At 61.5% G+C, this 15,584-nt stretch carries 12 protein-coding genes; 6 read left to right on the forward strand and 6 right to left on the reverse strand.

The window, feature by feature from the left end:
- Window positions 1–2,649: a cytochrome ubiquinol oxidase subunit I gene (locus ACI3L3_RS02375; RefSeq protein ID WP_404843492.1), complete on the reverse strand. Its 2,649-nt coding sequence runs from the start codon at window positions 2,647–2,649 to the stop codon at window positions 1–3.
- A gap of 1 nt (window position 2,650) precedes the next feature.
- Entirely contained in the window at window positions 2,651–3,718 is a 1,068-nt protein-coding gene (locus ACI3L3_RS02380; protein WP_404843493.1) for a hypothetical protein, read from the reverse strand.
- Window positions 3,719–3,924: 206 nt separating this feature from the next.
- On the opposite strand from ACI3L3_RS02380, the gene ACI3L3_RS02385 reads away from it, so the two are divergent.
- From ACI3L3_RS02385 to ACI3L3_RS02400, 4 genes are all read left to right on the forward strand, one after another.
- Window positions 3,925–4,722, forward strand: a complete 798-nt coding sequence (locus ACI3L3_RS02385; RefSeq protein ID WP_404843494.1) for a type III pantothenate kinase — start codon at window positions 3,925–3,927, stop codon at window positions 4,720–4,722.
- A 91-nt stretch (window positions 4,723–4,813) separates the two neighbouring features.
- Window positions 4,814–6,106 carry a phosphopyruvate hydratase gene (gene eno / locus ACI3L3_RS02390; RefSeq protein WP_404843495.1) on the forward strand — a complete coding sequence of 431 codons (1,293 nt, stop codon included), beginning with the start codon at window positions 4,814–4,816 and terminating at the stop codon, window positions 6,104–6,106.
- A gap of 104 nt (window positions 6,107–6,210) precedes the next feature.
- Complete coding sequence (folD, locus tag ACI3L3_RS02395; RefSeq protein ID WP_404843496.1) at window positions 6,211–7,071, forward strand: bifunctional methylenetetrahydrofolate dehydrogenase/methenyltetrahydrofolate cyclohydrolase FolD; 861 nt, start codon at window positions 6,211–6,213, stop codon at window positions 7,069–7,071.
- Between the two features lie 175 nt (window positions 7,072–7,246).
- Entirely contained in the window at window positions 7,247–8,224 is a 978-nt protein-coding gene (locus tag ACI3L3_RS02400) for a mechanosensitive ion channel family protein (protein WP_404843497.1), read from the forward strand.
- 114 nt (window positions 8,225–8,338) lie between these two features.
- Here ACI3L3_RS02400 and ACI3L3_RS02405 read toward each other — a convergent pair whose 3' ends face one another.
- On the reverse strand, window positions 8,339–10,645 hold the full coding sequence (locus ACI3L3_RS02405) for a PAS domain S-box protein (protein WP_404843498.1): 2,307 nt from the start codon (window positions 10,643–10,645) through the stop codon (window positions 8,339–8,341).
- A gap of 239 nt (window positions 10,646–10,884) precedes the next feature.
- Between ACI3L3_RS02405 and ACI3L3_RS02410 the strand changes: the two genes are divergently transcribed.
- Together ACI3L3_RS02410 and ACI3L3_RS02415 are read left to right on the forward strand one after the other, a co-directional pair.
- Entirely contained in the window at window positions 10,885–11,346 is a 462-nt protein-coding gene (locus ACI3L3_RS02410) for a YbhB/YbcL family Raf kinase inhibitor-like protein (protein WP_404843499.1), read from the forward strand.
- 164 nt (window positions 11,347–11,510) lie between these two features.
- The gene (locus ACI3L3_RS02415; protein ID WP_404843500.1) at window positions 11,511–12,290 is read left to right on the forward strand and encodes a hypothetical protein; all 780 of its coding nucleotides are present in this window, start codon (window positions 11,511–11,513) and stop codon (window positions 12,288–12,290) included.
- An 89-nt stretch (window positions 12,291–12,379) separates the two neighbouring features.
- Here the strand turns inward: ACI3L3_RS02415 and ACI3L3_RS02420 are convergent, their stop codons facing one another.
- The 3 genes from ACI3L3_RS02420 to ldhH all read right to left on the reverse strand — a co-directional run bounded on the left by ACI3L3_RS02420 (window position 12,380) and on the right by ldhH (window position 15,584).
- Window positions 12,380–12,685 carry a Dabb family protein gene (locus tag ACI3L3_RS02420; protein WP_404843501.1) on the reverse strand — a complete coding sequence of 102 codons (306 nt, stop codon included), beginning with the start codon at window positions 12,683–12,685 and terminating at the stop codon, window positions 12,380–12,382.
- 35 nt (window positions 12,686–12,720) lie between these two features.
- Complete coding sequence (locus ACI3L3_RS02425) at window positions 12,721–13,215, reverse strand: acyl-CoA thioesterase (protein WP_404844108.1); 495 nt, start codon at window positions 13,213–13,215, stop codon at window positions 12,721–12,723.
- A gap of 209 nt (window positions 13,216–13,424) precedes the next feature.
- Window positions 13,425–15,584, reverse strand: a complete 2,160-nt coding sequence (ldhH, locus tag ACI3L3_RS02430) for an L-lactate dehydrogenase (quinone) large subunit LdhH (RefSeq protein ID WP_404843502.1) — start codon at window positions 15,582–15,584, stop codon at window positions 13,425–13,427.

Below are 15,584 nucleotides of genomic sequence, written 5' to 3' on the forward strand. Positions count from 1 at the left end.
CTAGCGGAAGCCCATGGGATGATGCGCGGAATCCTCCGGCGTCATCTCGGTCCCCACGTGGCACAGCGCGCAATTTCCGCGCGACCCTATGGGCCCGGCGTGTCCCATATACTGCAATGGAGCGATATTGTCACGGTCCTTACCGTAGCCGTTTTCCTGTACCGCGGGATACTCCGCATGCGGACTGCCGTGACAGGTGCCGCACATCAGCGCGCCCATGTAGCCCTTGCGCATGCGGAACAGGCCATCGGCCCCTTCCGTCCACGTATTAAAGGCATCCATGGTTTCAGGCGGCTGGAAACCAGCGTGGCAGTTGAGACAATCGGGCTGATTCACCCACGGTACACGCGGGTTGATGTCGGCCTTGCTCTCCACAGCGCGCGGACGCAGGTGCTGCATCAGGCGCTTCGCACCGGGCTTGCCCGCTGCATCCTCATGCTTCAGCAGCGACAGGGCGTGGTCCTCCAGCGTGCCGTGGCAACTGGTACAATCCAGCCCCACTTCGGCGTGGATGCCGCGCAGGCACTTGGTCGGGCCTTCGGGATTGTTGGGATGGCAGTAAGCGCAGGCCTCCGCACCACGATTCGTCAGGTAGTTGGCATGCCAGCCATGGATGGCGGCGGGCAGATTCAACAGCTCCGGCTTGCCCTCGGCGGCCAGCACCGGGTCCGGGTGGCAACTCTGGCACAGGCGCGGCTCGCCCTTCTCGGCCATCTCAAGGAGCTTGGTTTTGGTGTTGCGGTCATGCACGGCCAGCACATCGGCCGACGTTTCGTCCGAGAAGCCCGCCACCCCGGCCACACGCCACTCACCGCCGTGGCAATTCTTACAGCCCATCTCCGTAGAAGTAGGCGCCACGGTCTTGGTCGTAGCCAACACTTCGCCGGTGGCCTCGTCACGCGCGGTGATGGTGAACACGGGGTACGGGTGATAGCCGCCGGAATCCGGATACGGCACCACAGGGATCAGTCCGGCTTCAAATGCGCCAAGGGATTCGCTGTAGTGCATTTCCCCGCTTAAGCCGTTGCCGGAAACGCCCACATTCTCGGGCAGCTTTTTGCCAAAAAGCTGCTCCGCGAATTCCCAAAAGCGCACATGCTGCGCCGGGTTCTCAAAGCCCTCTTCCACCTCGTAGGTGATGGTCACGCCATCGCTGACCACTTCGGGCATTTCGCCGCGGCGCACAAGCTGGCAGTAGAGGTCATTGGCCGGCGGCAACAGAATCCAATACGGGTCGGAATCCGAAATGCAGTGCATGCCGAGGTTGTTCCACGACAGCAAAACATATTCATCATTCTCCGCGTCAAAGGGCGGCATCTCGGGCGTGGTGGCCTCCACCAGTTCCGTTTCCGGCTCAGTTTCAGTTTTGCCGTGCAGGCCCTCGACAATATAGGACGCCAAGGCCCAGCGTTCACGCTCCGTGCCGAAGAATGGCGGCATGTAGTTGTTGATCTTGCCCTGCCCGTCAAGCTGAGAATCCATGCCCAGCACGGAGAACTTTTTGGTCAGGGGCAGAATGTCGTTGGAGGGGCCATCAATGCTGTGACAGCTAAGGCACTGTTTCATGAACAGATCGCGCCCTGCCTCAAGGCGGTTCTCCGGCGTGACGTCGGTATGGCGTACCCATTTGGCCGTCTTGAGGAAGCCGTTCTCGTTGGCCTCGGCAGCGTCCGCCAGCGTCACACCGGAGGAGAACATATAGTCGTAGATGATGTACGGGCGGCGCGCGGCCTCGCGAATCCACTCAAAGGAGCCAATCTGCACAAACCCCGCCACCAGCAGCAGCGAGGCAAACAGGGTTTTCAGCTCGCGCGGCATGCGCAGGGTCAGGAACATACTCAGCACCACGATGATGGGCGCCACGGTGATAAATGCCTGCAGGAAGGGCATAATTTCATTGTTGCGCCCGGTGATCATGGCCTGCGGCACGTCAGGCAGCGCCTGAAAATACCACCACGACACCGGCACCATCAGCAGCACCGGCACAGCCGCCCAAATGGCGGAGAAGCGCATCAGATTGAGGCGCACCGGCTCGTCCTTCACGCGGGAGGCCGTCAAAAAGGCGAACAACCCGGCGATGGTAAAGGCCAACAGCGAACGGAACACAAGGGCGGGCCAGAAGGAGGGATTGAAAAACCCGTCCCAGAAGTTGCCCGTCTCCACCCACTGGCCGGGGGTCAGCATATACCCGATAATGCCGTTAATCATAAACAGCGACAGCCAGCCAAAGGCAAAGTACAGCCAGCCCACGGTCAGGTGTTTGCGCCGCTCCATGCGCCCAAAGGTGTAGTAGTACACCAGCAGGGTCACAATCTCGCCCACGAAGAACACCCACTCCGTCGCCCACCCAAAGGTAAAGGTCCGGATAAGGGTCAGGGTTGCCGCCGGATTGGTGAGGGCAATGATAAACCAGATGCCCACACCCGTCAGACTGCCAAAGACCATGGTCAAAAGCAGAAAAAACTTGGTGTGCCGCCGCACATATTCAAGGATGGCGGGATTGTTTTCACGGTGGCCTTTCATTTCCGTCAGCACAAGGAACAGGCCCCCGCCCACAGCGAAGTGGGCCACAAACACATGCACCACGGCGATGATGGCCACAAGCAGCCCGCCGCCAAAGAATGGAATCTGCCAGACTGGATAGTCCATGCTACGCTTCCTCCTTCCGGACTTCCGATGCAAGCCTGAGCACATAGGCGATGACGCCAAGCCCCACACACAATGACACGATAAACATGACAAGCGGCGAATGCTGGCCCGACGAGGGCAACTCCGCCACCTTGTAGAAGGGTTCGAGGTACGCCACACGCGCCAACTCGCGCAGGCCCACCATGGCCATCACGGTCAGGACAAGGGCAACCGCCGCAGGAACCACGCGCCCACGGAAGCCGAAGATAAGACAGCAGGCCACAAGGGCCAGCGCTATGAGGAAGACGGCGGTGTTAAAGGGACGCCCGCCCATGAAGGTGAGCATCACATCGCGGGGCATGCTCACCAGCCACCACGAGCCAACGGCAATCTGCACGGCCGTGGCGTAGGCGAAGACATTCATGCCGCGCGCGGCAGTGGCCTGCGCACCGGGCAGACTGCGCCGCCGCTTGCGCGACCAGTAGATTCCCTGTACCAGCCCACCAACAGCAATGGACGCCACCACAAAATGCAGATATCTCGGCACAAGGGTTGGCTCGCCAAAGTTCAGGAACGTGCCGCCCGGCGCCTCAAAGTACTGCGCCCAGCGCGCCGGCGTCAGCATCATGGACACGTTGTTGGTGAACAGGAAGGCCACGCCAAGCAGCAAGACGATAACCGCCCCCAATATCACCTGACGCATGCCCCCAAGGCTGTCGAAGCGAAAGTCCCAGATATAGGACCCGTAATAGGCAAGAATAACCAGCCCAACAACGGCCAGCCAGTACGGGCCCATAAGAATGTCGGAAACATAGAAGAACTGCCCATACAGCACCTGCATAAACAACAGCGGCGCAACGCCGAAGTTGACCGTCAGGGCAACAGTGGTGGGCAGCTTCCGCGAGACGTGGCGGCCAACCGGGGTGCTGCTTCCCTCCCGCATGCCCTCGGCAAAGGCCATAATGGCACTGCCAAGCAGGGTGTTCATGAAGAGCAGGTGACCAATGAAGGTGAGCAACTGGAAAAATTGAAACCAGCCCCACTCCACCATCAATCCTCCCGGACGCGGCACAAGTACAGACGGATCCATGCGAGCCTCCAGATATTCGGGTTCTATGCTCTGAAAATCTTGATATTCTCAACCGTAATACTTATACGCCGATGCACCAAAGGACAAGGCGGTCACACGACTTTACGTAAAATAACCGCTTGAAATTCCGTCTCAAACCTTTACAGTCGCTGACGAGTGACAGGACATGGAAACGCCACCCGTTCGTTTCAATGGATGAAACACCCATGCATGCATCCCACGTCATCTTTATAGATATAGGCAATACTAACACGAAGGTCGCGCTTTGGTCACCAGAAGCCGGCCCTTTTCCTGTTGCAACGCTTGCGCTGCCCACCGTTGCGGATTCGCCTGATGCGTGGGCCCAGCGCCTGCTGCACGCGGCGCGGGTGTGGGACGTTGATACGCGGCGTATCTCCGGCGTTGCCGGGTGTTCCGTTGTGCCTGCCGTTGTTCCGCACATCTGCGAGGCCGCGGAGCGCGCCTTTGGCGTCAGCGCCCGCTTTGCCCCGGACCACCTGCCCCTGCCCTTCGACAACATTGCCGACGTGCCAGACAACGTAGGCCCGGACCGCCTTGTGGCCGCCTATGGCGCGCGCCGTATGGTGGACTCGCGCAACCTTGTCGTTGTGGACTTTGGCACCGCCACTACTGTGGACTGCGTGCAGGGAAACACCTTTCTGGGCGGCGTTATCTGCCCGGGTATGGAGAGCGCGGCAAAGGCCCTCTCCTGCGGCACCGCCCGCCTGCCCGAACTCACCCTCGACCTGCCGGGCGAGGAATTCTCCTTTAGCTTCGACACCATGCACAGCCTCAATCAGGGCTTTATCTTCGGCTTTGCCGCCATGATTGAGGGCCTCATCACCCGCATGACCGGAGCACTCGGCGGCGGCGGAACCGTGCTCGCCACAGGCGGGCTGGCCCAAAGCGTGGCCCGTGTCTGCCCCTCGCTGGACATTGTGCGCCCGGACCTGCTCTTTTGCGGTCTGGCGTACGCCTGTATGGATGAATCCCCGCGCTTCTGATAGTATTTTGACGTTTGCGGGCATGCCCCGTTGTGGCGCAGGCCCGATTCTTCCGCCATGAACAACCATTTCGTATAAAAAGGAGCGAGCCATGAGCACCATCGTGAACGTATGGGCCCGTGAAATTCTTGATTCCCGCGGCAATCCCACCATCGAGGTGGAGGTCACCACCGAGTCCGGCGCGACTGGCGTCGCCGCTGTGCCCTCCGGCGCATCCACCGGCACCCGCGAAGCCCTTGAACTGCGCGACGGCGATACCGCCCGCTACATGGGCAAAGGCGTGACCAAGGCCGTGGAAAACGTCAACGGCCCGCTGGCCGAAGGCGTTGTGGGCATGGACGTTACCCGCCAGACCGCCATCGACAACACCATGCTGGACATCGACGGCACCGACAACAAATCCAGCATGGGCGCCAACGCCATGCTGGGCGTATCCCTCGCTGTGGCGCGCGCCGCGGCCAATCACCTTGGCCTGCCGCTGTACCAGTACCTCGGCGGCGTCAACGGCAAAGTGCTGCCCGCTCCCATGATGAACATCATCAACGGCGGCGAGCATGCCCCGAACAACCTGGACATCCAGGAGTTCATGATCATGCCGCTGTCTGCCGGCTCCTTTGCCGAAGCCCTGCGCATGGGCGCGGAAACCTTCCATAATCTCAAGAAGATCCTCGCCAAGGACGGCCACGTCACCTCCGTGGGCGACGAGGGCGGCTTTGCCCCCAACCTCAAGAGCCACCGCGAGGCCTTTGAGTACATCATCCGCGCCATCGAGGCCGCAGGCTACACGCCGGGCCGCGACATCGCCCTTGGCATCGACGCCGCCGCCAGCGAGTTCCACAAGGACGGCACCTACACCTTTGCGGGCGAAGGCAAATCCTTCAACGCCAAGGAACTGGTGGATTACTACGCCGAACTCACCCGCGACTTCCCCCTCATCTCCATTGAGGACGGCCTGGCCGAAGGCGACTGGGAAGGCTGGAAGCTGCTGACCAACGAACTCGGCGACAAAATCCAGTTGGTGGGCGACGACATCTTCGTCACCAACCCCGAGATTCTGTCCCGCGGCATTGAAGAGGGTGCGGCCAACTCCATCCTCATCAAGCTGAACCAGATTGGTACCGTCACCGAAACGCTGGACACCATCGAAATGGCCAAGCAGGCGGCGTACACCACCGTTATCTCCCACCGCTCCGGCGAAACCGCGGACCACTTCATCGCGGACCTCGCCGTTGGCGTGAACGCCGGGCAGATCAAGACCGGCTCCCTGTGCCGCTCCGACAGGATTGCGAAGTACAACCAGCTCCTGCGCATTGAGGAAGATCTGGAAGACGAAGCCATCTACTTTGGCCCCATCATGGCCGAACAGTGGTTTGACATGGACTAGATACGGTTGTAACGACTGCTGCACAACATTCGTCACAGGGGCGCGGAAACACGGTTTCCGCGCCCTATCCAGTTCATCCGACTCTTTTCAAGGGGGAACCGAGCATGATTCTGCTGGACGGCAAGAAGACCGCCGCCGCAATTCGCAGCGAACTGAGCGAGCAGGTGGCTGAACTTGCGACAACCCACGGCAGGGCCCCCGGCCTCGCCGTTATCCTTGTTGGCGACGACCCGGCCTCGCAGGTCTACGTGCGCAACAAGGAAAAGGCCTGCGAAAACGCAGGCATCACCTCGCTGGCCTTCCGCAAGCCTGCGGATGTGACCCAGCAGGAGCTGGAAGACCTCATCCGCGACCTCAACACCCGCGAGGACGTGGACGGCATTCTGCTGCAACTCCCCCTGCCCAAGGGGCTGGACAGCCAAGCCTGTCTGGACCTCATCGACCCGGCCAAAGACGTAGACGGCTTCCATCCCGTCAGCATGGGCCGCCTGGCCCTTGGCCTGCCCGGATTCGCCCCCTGCACGCCCGCCGGCGTTATTGAACTGCTGAAGCGCCACAATGTCACCACCGCCGGTAAGCGCGCCGTCATCATTGGCCGCTCCAACATCGTGGGCAAGCCCATGGCGATGATGCTGTGGGGCTATGGCGACTTTGCCAACGCCACCGTCACCGTGGCGCACTCCCGCACGCCCGGCCTGAAGGAGCTGTGCGCCGAGGCCGACATCATCGTCGCCGCCATCGGCCGCCCGCACTTCGTCACCGGCGATATGGTCAAGGACGGCGCCATCGTCATTGACGTGGGCATCAACCGTACGGACAACGGCCTTGTCGGCGACTGCGACTTTGACGCCATCAAGGACCGCGTCAGCGCCATCACTCCCGTTCCGGGCGGCGTTGGTCCCATGACCATCGCCATGCTCCTGAAAAACACGGTGCAGTCCTACAAAGGCCGCGTCGGCGCCTAGGCTCTTTTCTTTCCGCAAAGACAAAGCGCCCCGGTGGCAACACCGGGGCGCTCTTGCGTCCCGCGCTTCGCTCGCGCACATCCGTCAACTGCACACTTGACGCCGCGCCCGCTTCAGCGAAAACTTACAACTGGGCAGCCCTGCGAAACCACACAAGCACCGGAGCCGTTACGGCATGGAATTTCTCGCGCTCATCAAAGACAACATCCCATTTCTGTATCTGGGAATTGTCGCCATTATCGCCATCCTCATCCTGTGGCGCGCCCAGCGGCATGTCACCTCGGTCAAGGAGCGCAAACTTGAACGTCTGGACAAAATCAAACGTCTGGACCCCCTGCCCAACGATGCGCTGACCCGCCGCTCCAAAATCAAGCGCAAGCGCAAACTCACGGAGCAGGTGGACCGCCGCTTCTCCGTCATCCAAAAGTTCCTCTTTGGCGGCGTGCTCACCTTTGCCATCATCGCCGGAGTGATGCCGTTTATCGGCAACATTCCATCCACCATGCTCTCCATGTTCATCACGGCGTTTACCGTCATCCTCGGTATTGCCGCGCGCCCGTATGTGGAGAACATGATTTCCGGCGTTGTCATCTCGCTGTCCAACCAAATCCGCGTTGGCGACGTGGTCATCATTGACGACCACTACGGCACCGTGGAGGACATCTCCCCCACGCATACCAAGATCAAGATTTGGGACTGGCGGCGCTACGTCATCCCCAACAGCCGGATGATGACCAAGGAATTCATGAACCTGACCATCACCGAACGCATCATCTGGGCATATATTGAGTTCAAAGTCGCCTACGATGTGGACATTGAATACGTGGAGCGCAACGCCAAGAAAATCGCCACCCAGAGCGACAGCTTCTCCGACCGCGACGACCCGCAATTCTGGGTGATGCGCCTTGAGCCGGACGGCGTGGTGTGCTGGATTGCCGCATGGGCCGAAAATCCATCTTCCGCATGGAGCCTCAAAAGCGACATGACGCGCGGGCTGGCGACCCTTTTCCGCGAGGAAGGCATCGCCACGCAGTACACGCGCCACGGCATTACGCACGAGCCGCCCCACCCAGAAGGCGCCCCACCCGCACCCAAAGGCGAACACACCGTGCAAACCGAAACGGCAGCGGCGCCCAAGCGCCCCCGCTTCTAATCACGCAAAAACACAAAGCGCCCCACACGGGGCGCTTTTTTCATGGGCCGTCTCAACCTGGCGGCGGTGTTGTTTGGGCTTTGGGCCGCAGAGCGCCCAGCCGCGAGGGCAGGCTTAGTCCGCAGTGTCTTCGGCGTCGGCAAGGGTGAAGCCGTTCTTACCCTGCCGCTTGGTCACGTACAGAGCGCGGTCCGCCCAGCGCACCAGTTTTTCCGGGTCCTCGCCGTGCATGGGGCACAGGCTGCCGCCAATGCTCGCGCCCACCTGACACGACACCCCGCCACAGACGCACGGCTCGGACAAAGCCGCCAGCAGGTCCTCGGCGTAACGCCTCAGAGCGTCCGCATCCTCCACATTCCACAGCAGAATGCCAAATTCATCCCCGCCAAGGCGCGCGGCAACGTCGGTCTTGCGCAGGTGGGTCGTAATGCGCCCCGCCAGCACAACAAGCAGTTCATCCCCTGCCTGATGCCCGTGGCGGTCGTTCACCTGCTTGAAACCATCGAGGTCGAGGGCAAGGATGCCCACATTCTCGCCCGTACGGCGCGACTGCGCCACCATGCGCTCCAAGTTTTCGTAAAACACCGTGCGGTTGGACAGCCCGGTCAAGTCGTCATGCATGGCAAGGCGCTGCAGTTCCTCGGCCTTTCTGTGCCAACTGGTCACGTCTGTGACGATGCCTTCAATGCGCTCCAGTTCGCCATCATCCGAAAAAATGCCCCGGTAGCTGCTGCGCACCCAAAAGATGGAGCCATCACGGCGGCGGGCTTCGTACTCAAAGCCGTGCACCATGCCATGCTCGCGTACGGCATCCAGCACCTTGCCGCGCATAAGCGGGTCCACATACAGTTCGCGCCCTATGTCCTGCACCTCGGCCACAAAGGCCTCCGGCCCGGCGTAGCCAAACATCTCGGCCATGGCACGGTTCGCCGCGATGTAGCGCCCGCCGGGCAGAGACGTAAACACCCCTTCGGCAGCGTTCTCAAAGATGGTGCGGTAGACAACCTCGGCATTGCGCAGGGCGTCTTCCATACGCTTTCGTTCGGTGATGTCGCGCCCGACGCCCACCACGCCGATGATATCGCCATCCGGCCCCAGAAACGGCGTATGCAGCGTTTCAAACAGGCGCAGACCACCGCCCGGAAAGTTCACCCATTCCTCGCGCGCCAGCGTGCGCTTGCTGCGCAGCGTCTCGCGCTCATGCTCCTCAAAACGGGCGGATATATCGGCAGGGAAAATCTCACGATTCCGCTTGCCAATGAACGCCTCCACAGCAAGGCACGCCTCATCGGCAAAGGCTTTGTTCACGCCCAAGAAGCGCAGTTCCGTGTCCTTGTAATAGACAATGTCCGGCACGGAATCGATAAGGGCGGAGAGCAGGTTCCGGCTTTCCTGCACCGTGTCCATCATGCGGCGGTTGTCGGTGATGTCCAGCACCACCCCCACAATGCCAAGGGGCTTGCCCGCCTCATCCAGCAGGAGTTCCTTGGTGATGAGGGTGTCGCGGAGCATGCCGCGCCGGGATTGGACTTTGGTCTCGTAACGCTGGGTTATCGCGCCGCCGCTGGCGATAAGCTCGGCGTCCATGCGCTCGTAAATATCCGCATGCTCCGCCGGGAACAACTCCCGGACGGTCTTGCCGATGACCTCGCTCGCTTCTCGCCCGGCAATATCCTCGTAACAGCTATTGACCAGCTCAATACGCCCATGGATATCCTTAAAGAAAATCGCAATGGGCAAGGCCGAAACAAGAGACTGCATAAAGGCGTTGCGGCTACGCAGGGCAGACTTGAAATGCATCTGCTCCGTAATGTCCACAAACACGCCCTCAATGGTGCCGTCGCCAGTGGCGGTTCCCGAAAAGACCGCATGGCGTAGCTGCCCATCCCGGCGGCGGAAGCGGATGGGCACCCCACCAACGCGCCCGGTCTGCCGCACCTGCTCCACAGCCCGCTCCCGAGCCTCGGAATTCTCAATGAAGCTGCGTTCATTTTGCTCCCGGACAAGCTCCTCCGGCGAGGTGAACCCCAGCATCTTCGCCAGCGGCATATTGGCCGACAGCAAACGCGTGCCGTCCATATTCGAGCGGCACGCACCAATGGAGGCAAGGGAAAACAACGCGTTTTGCTCCGCAAGGCGGGCCTCGGAAATGGCCAAACGCCGCTCCGCATCGCGGCGGGCAGCGCTGTGCTCGCGGACGGAGCGGGACAAGCTGAGAACGCGGAGCACCAAAGCCGCCACCACTGCGACCACCGCCACAGCACCAACGACCAGTACCCAGTCCTGCGCGGTTGGACCTGCCCCAACGGACATATCAAGGCGGCATCCCGCCAATCCAAGCACGGCGGCCCCGGCGGTCACAAAACGCGCCCGGCTTCGCCATGCGGCGCATCCATGCGCCCTCTCACCCGTGTTCGCCACGTTGCTTCCCTCTCCCCACATTTCCGAAAAGACCAACAATCCCCTGCGTGCATTGGCAAAACCTATCGGTATCATAGCACAACCGGAAACACCAACGGGATGACATTATGCAACCTGCCTACAACCTGCCGGAATATAAGGCTTTATCAAGAATCCACCCTCCCCATCCATCCCCTTTGCCACCCGGTGCCCCCTCTGCTAGGATGCGCCGACCTTACAACCAGCAGGAGATTAGCCCCATGAAACTCTACAGCAGCTCTTTTCAGGAGGGGACGCGCATCCCTCTCCAGTTCACCTGCGACGCCAGCGACTTTTCCCCAGCACTTGACTGGGACGATGCCCCCGAGGGCACGCAGTCCTTTGCCCTGCTTTGCGAAGACCCGGACGCTCCGGGCGGCACGTGGACGCACTGGGTTGTCTATGGCATCCCCGGCGTGGCCTTTCGCCTTGCGGCCAAGATTCCCCGCACCGAGGAGCACCCCTCCGGCATGAAGCAGGGGCTGAACTCGTGGGGCAACCTCGGCTACAATGGTCCCTGCCCACCCGAAGGCCACGGCAAGCACCGCTACATCTTCACCGTGTACGCGCTGGACTGCGAGTTGGACCTTGACCCCAAAAATGCCACGCGCGACGCCCTCCTCGCCGCCATGGACGGACACATTCTCGACTCGGCCCAAACCATGGGCACCTACTCCCGATAGCCGCCAGCCGCTGCCCCTCCCGGTAGCGGCTTTTTTTTGCGCTCTACCCTCCCGGCATTGCAAGGCATCACGCCGGGGCTTCGCGCATGGGCCATTTTCCCCTGCACTCCTGCCCGTCCTGTGCTATGGTGTGCCTTTCGTGACATCCATCCCCGGAGGGCTCCATGCCAATACGCTCGTGGCTGATGCCATTCTACATCGGCCTTGTCCTTCTTGCGGCGCTGGCCGCGTGCGCCGGCTACCCCACGCGCCTTGCGCCCGTGCCGCAGCAGTTGCCCGCACGCGGTGACGCTATTCCCGCCGATGCGGACTACGCCGCCCGCGCCATCTTCGCCACCATACAAGGCGCCCCCCTCAACGGCGCCCACATGCCGCCGGAAGTCGCGGACGCCCTTGACGACGACTTCGACTACCCCGGCTTTACCGTGGCCGAACATACGCTCTACGACTCACGCGAGCGGGGCGACGGCCCACAGGGGCGTTTTGCCAGCGGCATACTCCGCGTTGCCGACGCCAACGGACGCGCCGCACGCATCATGTACAGCGCCACCTACACCGTAGGCCGCGGCGGCCTGCACATCGACGCCGCGCAGGCCGCGCCTGTGTCCGTAGAGCATCCACGCATTACAGCCATGCTCATCCCCAAGGATGCCATGCCGCAGGCCGATGAACTGCCAAAACACTGGACCGGCATCTATCATACCCTCAGCGCCCTCAATGTTATGCCCGAAGACGGCCTGACCAGTCTCGACCAGCTTTCCACCCACACGCTGGTGGTCTTTGTTATGGACCGCCTACCCGCCGTGGCCGAAGTCCGCATGGCCTTTGACCTCTCGGACATCGTCCGCCTCGGCAAACCGCTGGCCCTGTCCTACGATCAATATCTGGACCTTGGCGGCTGGCGCATCGCCGTCGTGCAATTGCGCCCACAGCGCACCATCTGACCTATTGCCCCAAAACGACAAACGGCCCGCCAAAGGCGGGCCGTTGAAGCGTCTTGCGCAGCGCTCATCGCCGCGCGAAAAAACATCACCTAGTCTACGCGGTAGTCCACGCAGCGGCGCTCGGTCACGACCTTTTTGATGAACTCCACCACCTTCAGGTGCTCGGGGTGCACGGCGTAGGCGGCAAGGGCGTCGGTGTCCTCGAAGGTGGTGTACAGCGCCACATCGCTCACGCCGCCTTCGGGGTCGATATTGATGCCCACTTCAAGCTCCAACGGGCCGGGGACGCGGCCCCTCAGGTCTTCGAGCATGGTCTTCATACGTTTGGCGTTTTCAGCCTTGGGCGCACCTTCGGCTTCGTCCTTCAGGGTCCACATCACGATATGCTTGATCATTTTGGCCTCCAAGCCGCGCGGGAGCGGGCTGAGTGTCAGGGGTTGCCGTGCTGGGATTCGCTCTCGCGCTGGCGCTCCTGCCTGCGGATGCGGCGGCGGTTTTCGGCCTCATTCCAGCGGCGGTGGTCTTCGTCTGTCTCCAGAATCAGGGGCGGGACCTCGCGGGGTTTGCCGTCCTTATCGAGGGACACAAAGGTTACATAGGCCGAGGCGCAGTAGCGCTTCTCGCCCGTGAACATGTTCTCGGACTCCACACGCACACCAATTTCCATGGACGTACGGCCCGTATAGTTCAGACTGGCCTTAAAGCTGACCATCTCGCCCACGTACACGGGCTGCAAAAAGTTCAAGCGGTCGATGGACGCGGTGACGGCGTTGGAACGGCAATGGCGCATGGCCACGGTGCCGGCGGCGATGTCGATGTACTTCAGCGTAACACCGCCATGGACGTTGCCCGCGGGGTTGGCATCCTGCGGGAGCATCCGTTGGTTCAGCGTGGTGGCGGACTCGCGCTTGGTCTTTCCTTTCATCATTCCTCCCTGTGCGTCGCCGCGGCGGGTGGGCCCCGGCGTTTCTGGATGCAGAATAGCGGGAAACGTCGCCGTTGTCCTCTGCTTCCCGCCCATCTGGACAGGGGGCTCCAGAGCGCCCCTTCAGATACGGCAATCCCCCGGCCATGCTGGGCATGACCGGGGGACGCCGTGGCCGGAGCCACCGGGATGGCTCCGGCTTCAAGGCATTATTTCAGGCGTTCAGCCAGTGCCTCGGCAATGTGGCGAACCTTGATGGAATCGCCACGGCGGCGGGCACCGCCACGAAGCTGCATCACGCAGCCGGGGCAGTCCGTCAGCAACTGCTTGGCACCGGTCTTCTTGATGTTGTCGAGCTTCTTGTTCAGCAGCTCGCGGGATTCCTCGGGGAACTTCACGGAGAAGGTACCCCCGAAGCCGCAACACACGTCTTCCTCGTCGGCCTTGGCGTAGTCGAGGCCGGACTTCTGGATGAGGTCCTGCGGGGCTTCCTTCACGCCGAGGCCACGGCACAGGTGGCAGGGAGCGTGGTAGGTGGTCTTCTCGGTGACGGCCACGGTCTTGAAATCGTCCGTGTCGTAGCCGAGGACGTCGCGCACAAAGGAGCTGAAGTCGATGACCTTGTCCGCAAACTGCTGCACCTTCACCTTCATGGCGGCGTTGTCTTCAAGCAGCTTGGGGTAGTTGTGCTTGAGGTGCGATGCGCAGGAGGCGCACAGGGTGATGATGTAGTCGTATTCCGCCGGATCAAAGGCAGACACGTTCTGCTCCGCCACCTCGGCGGCGTGAGACATCTCGCCCATCATCTGCAGGGGCAGACCGCAGCAGGACTGGTCCATGGGGAACGCCATCTGGACGTCCTTCTTCTCCAGCACTTTCACGGCGGCGTCCATCTGCTCGGGGTACACAAAGTCCTGCACGCAACCGGCAAAGAGGCCGACACGCAGGCCGCTACCCTTCAGGCGGGGCTCGATCTCCTTCCACATATCGCGGAAGGGCTTGTCCGCCACGGTGGGCAGAGCGCGGAAGTTGTGCTCCTTGAAGAACATCAGCGGCAGGTGCCGCAGGAAGCCTTCCTTATCCTTCATGGGCACCTGACCAACCTTGGCCGTGCGCAGCAGGGTGTGGAAGAGCTTGCGGTTCTTCATCAGCTTGCCCAGCAGCGTGGAGTACAGGGGGTGGCCCTCTTCCTCGACGGTACGGGCGTGCACTTCCTTGATGAGGCGCGGCAGATCGATGCCCGCGGCGCAGACTTCCTTACATGCGCCACAGTTGATGCAGTTCTGCACAAGGTTCTTGGCCTTGTCGCGGCCGTGGAAGAAGTAGGTCAGGATGAGGCCGATGGCGCCGATGTAGACGTGACCCATCTTGTGGCCGCCAACCAGACGGTACACGGGGCAGACGTTGGCGCATGCGCCACAGCGCACACAGCGCATCACCTGCGAAAAGTCCTTGTCCTCGGCCATGGCGCTACGGCCGTTGTCGAGGAAGACCACGTGCATTTCCTTCTTGCCGTCCGTGGTGGTGGCACACTCGTTGGCACCGGTAATCCACGTGATGTAGGAGGTCAGAGCCTGACCGGTGGCATTACGCGGCAGGGCCTTGAGCACGCGCAGGGCGTCGTGGATGGTGGGGGTCAGCTTGTCCAGGCCACACAGGGCAACGTGCACGCGGGGCAGCGTGCTGACCAGACGGGCGTTGCCTTCGTTGGTGACCAGGCCGATGGTGCCGGTCTCGGCAACGGCAAAGTTGCCGCCGGAGATGCCCATGTCTGCCTCGGCAAAGTGGCGGCGCAGTTCGCGGCGGGCCACTTTCACCAGCTTCTGGATGTCGGAGTCCTGCTGCTTGCCGGTGACGTCGGTGAAGAGGTCGCGCACCTGATAGCGGGACAGGTGGATGGCCGGCATGACCATGTGCGAAGGGCCTTCCTTGCGCATCTGGATGATCCATTCGCCAAGGTCGGTCTCCACCACTTCAAACTCACTTTCGAGGTGATGGTTGAGGTGGGTTTCCTCAGCGGTCATGGACTTGGACTTGATGATCTTCTTCACGTCGTTGTCGCGGGCGATCTTGGCGATAAGCTCGTTGGCTTCGCGGGCGGTCTTGGCGAGGTGGACGTGCACGCCTGCGGCCTCGGCCTTGGCCTTGAACTCTTCAAAGAGCTCGGGCAGGCGCTGGATGGCTTCGTCCTTGGCATCGGCAATGTGGCCGATGAGCTCGCGCTCATTCACATCGGCAAAGGCATTGATGCGGTTGGCGCGGTAGGCGGTGGCAAAGTTGTCCATGGCCTGACGCAGAAAGTCGTCGTCGAGGGCTTCCTTACAAAATTTGCGGTAATCCGAGAGGGATTTCGTCTTTACGTCCTGCAT

Source organism: Desulfobaculum sp. SPO524 (genome assembly GCF_044987625.1).
Classification (GTDB): domain Bacteria; phylum Desulfobacterota; class Desulfovibrionia; order Desulfovibrionales; family Desulfovibrionaceae; genus Desulfobaculum.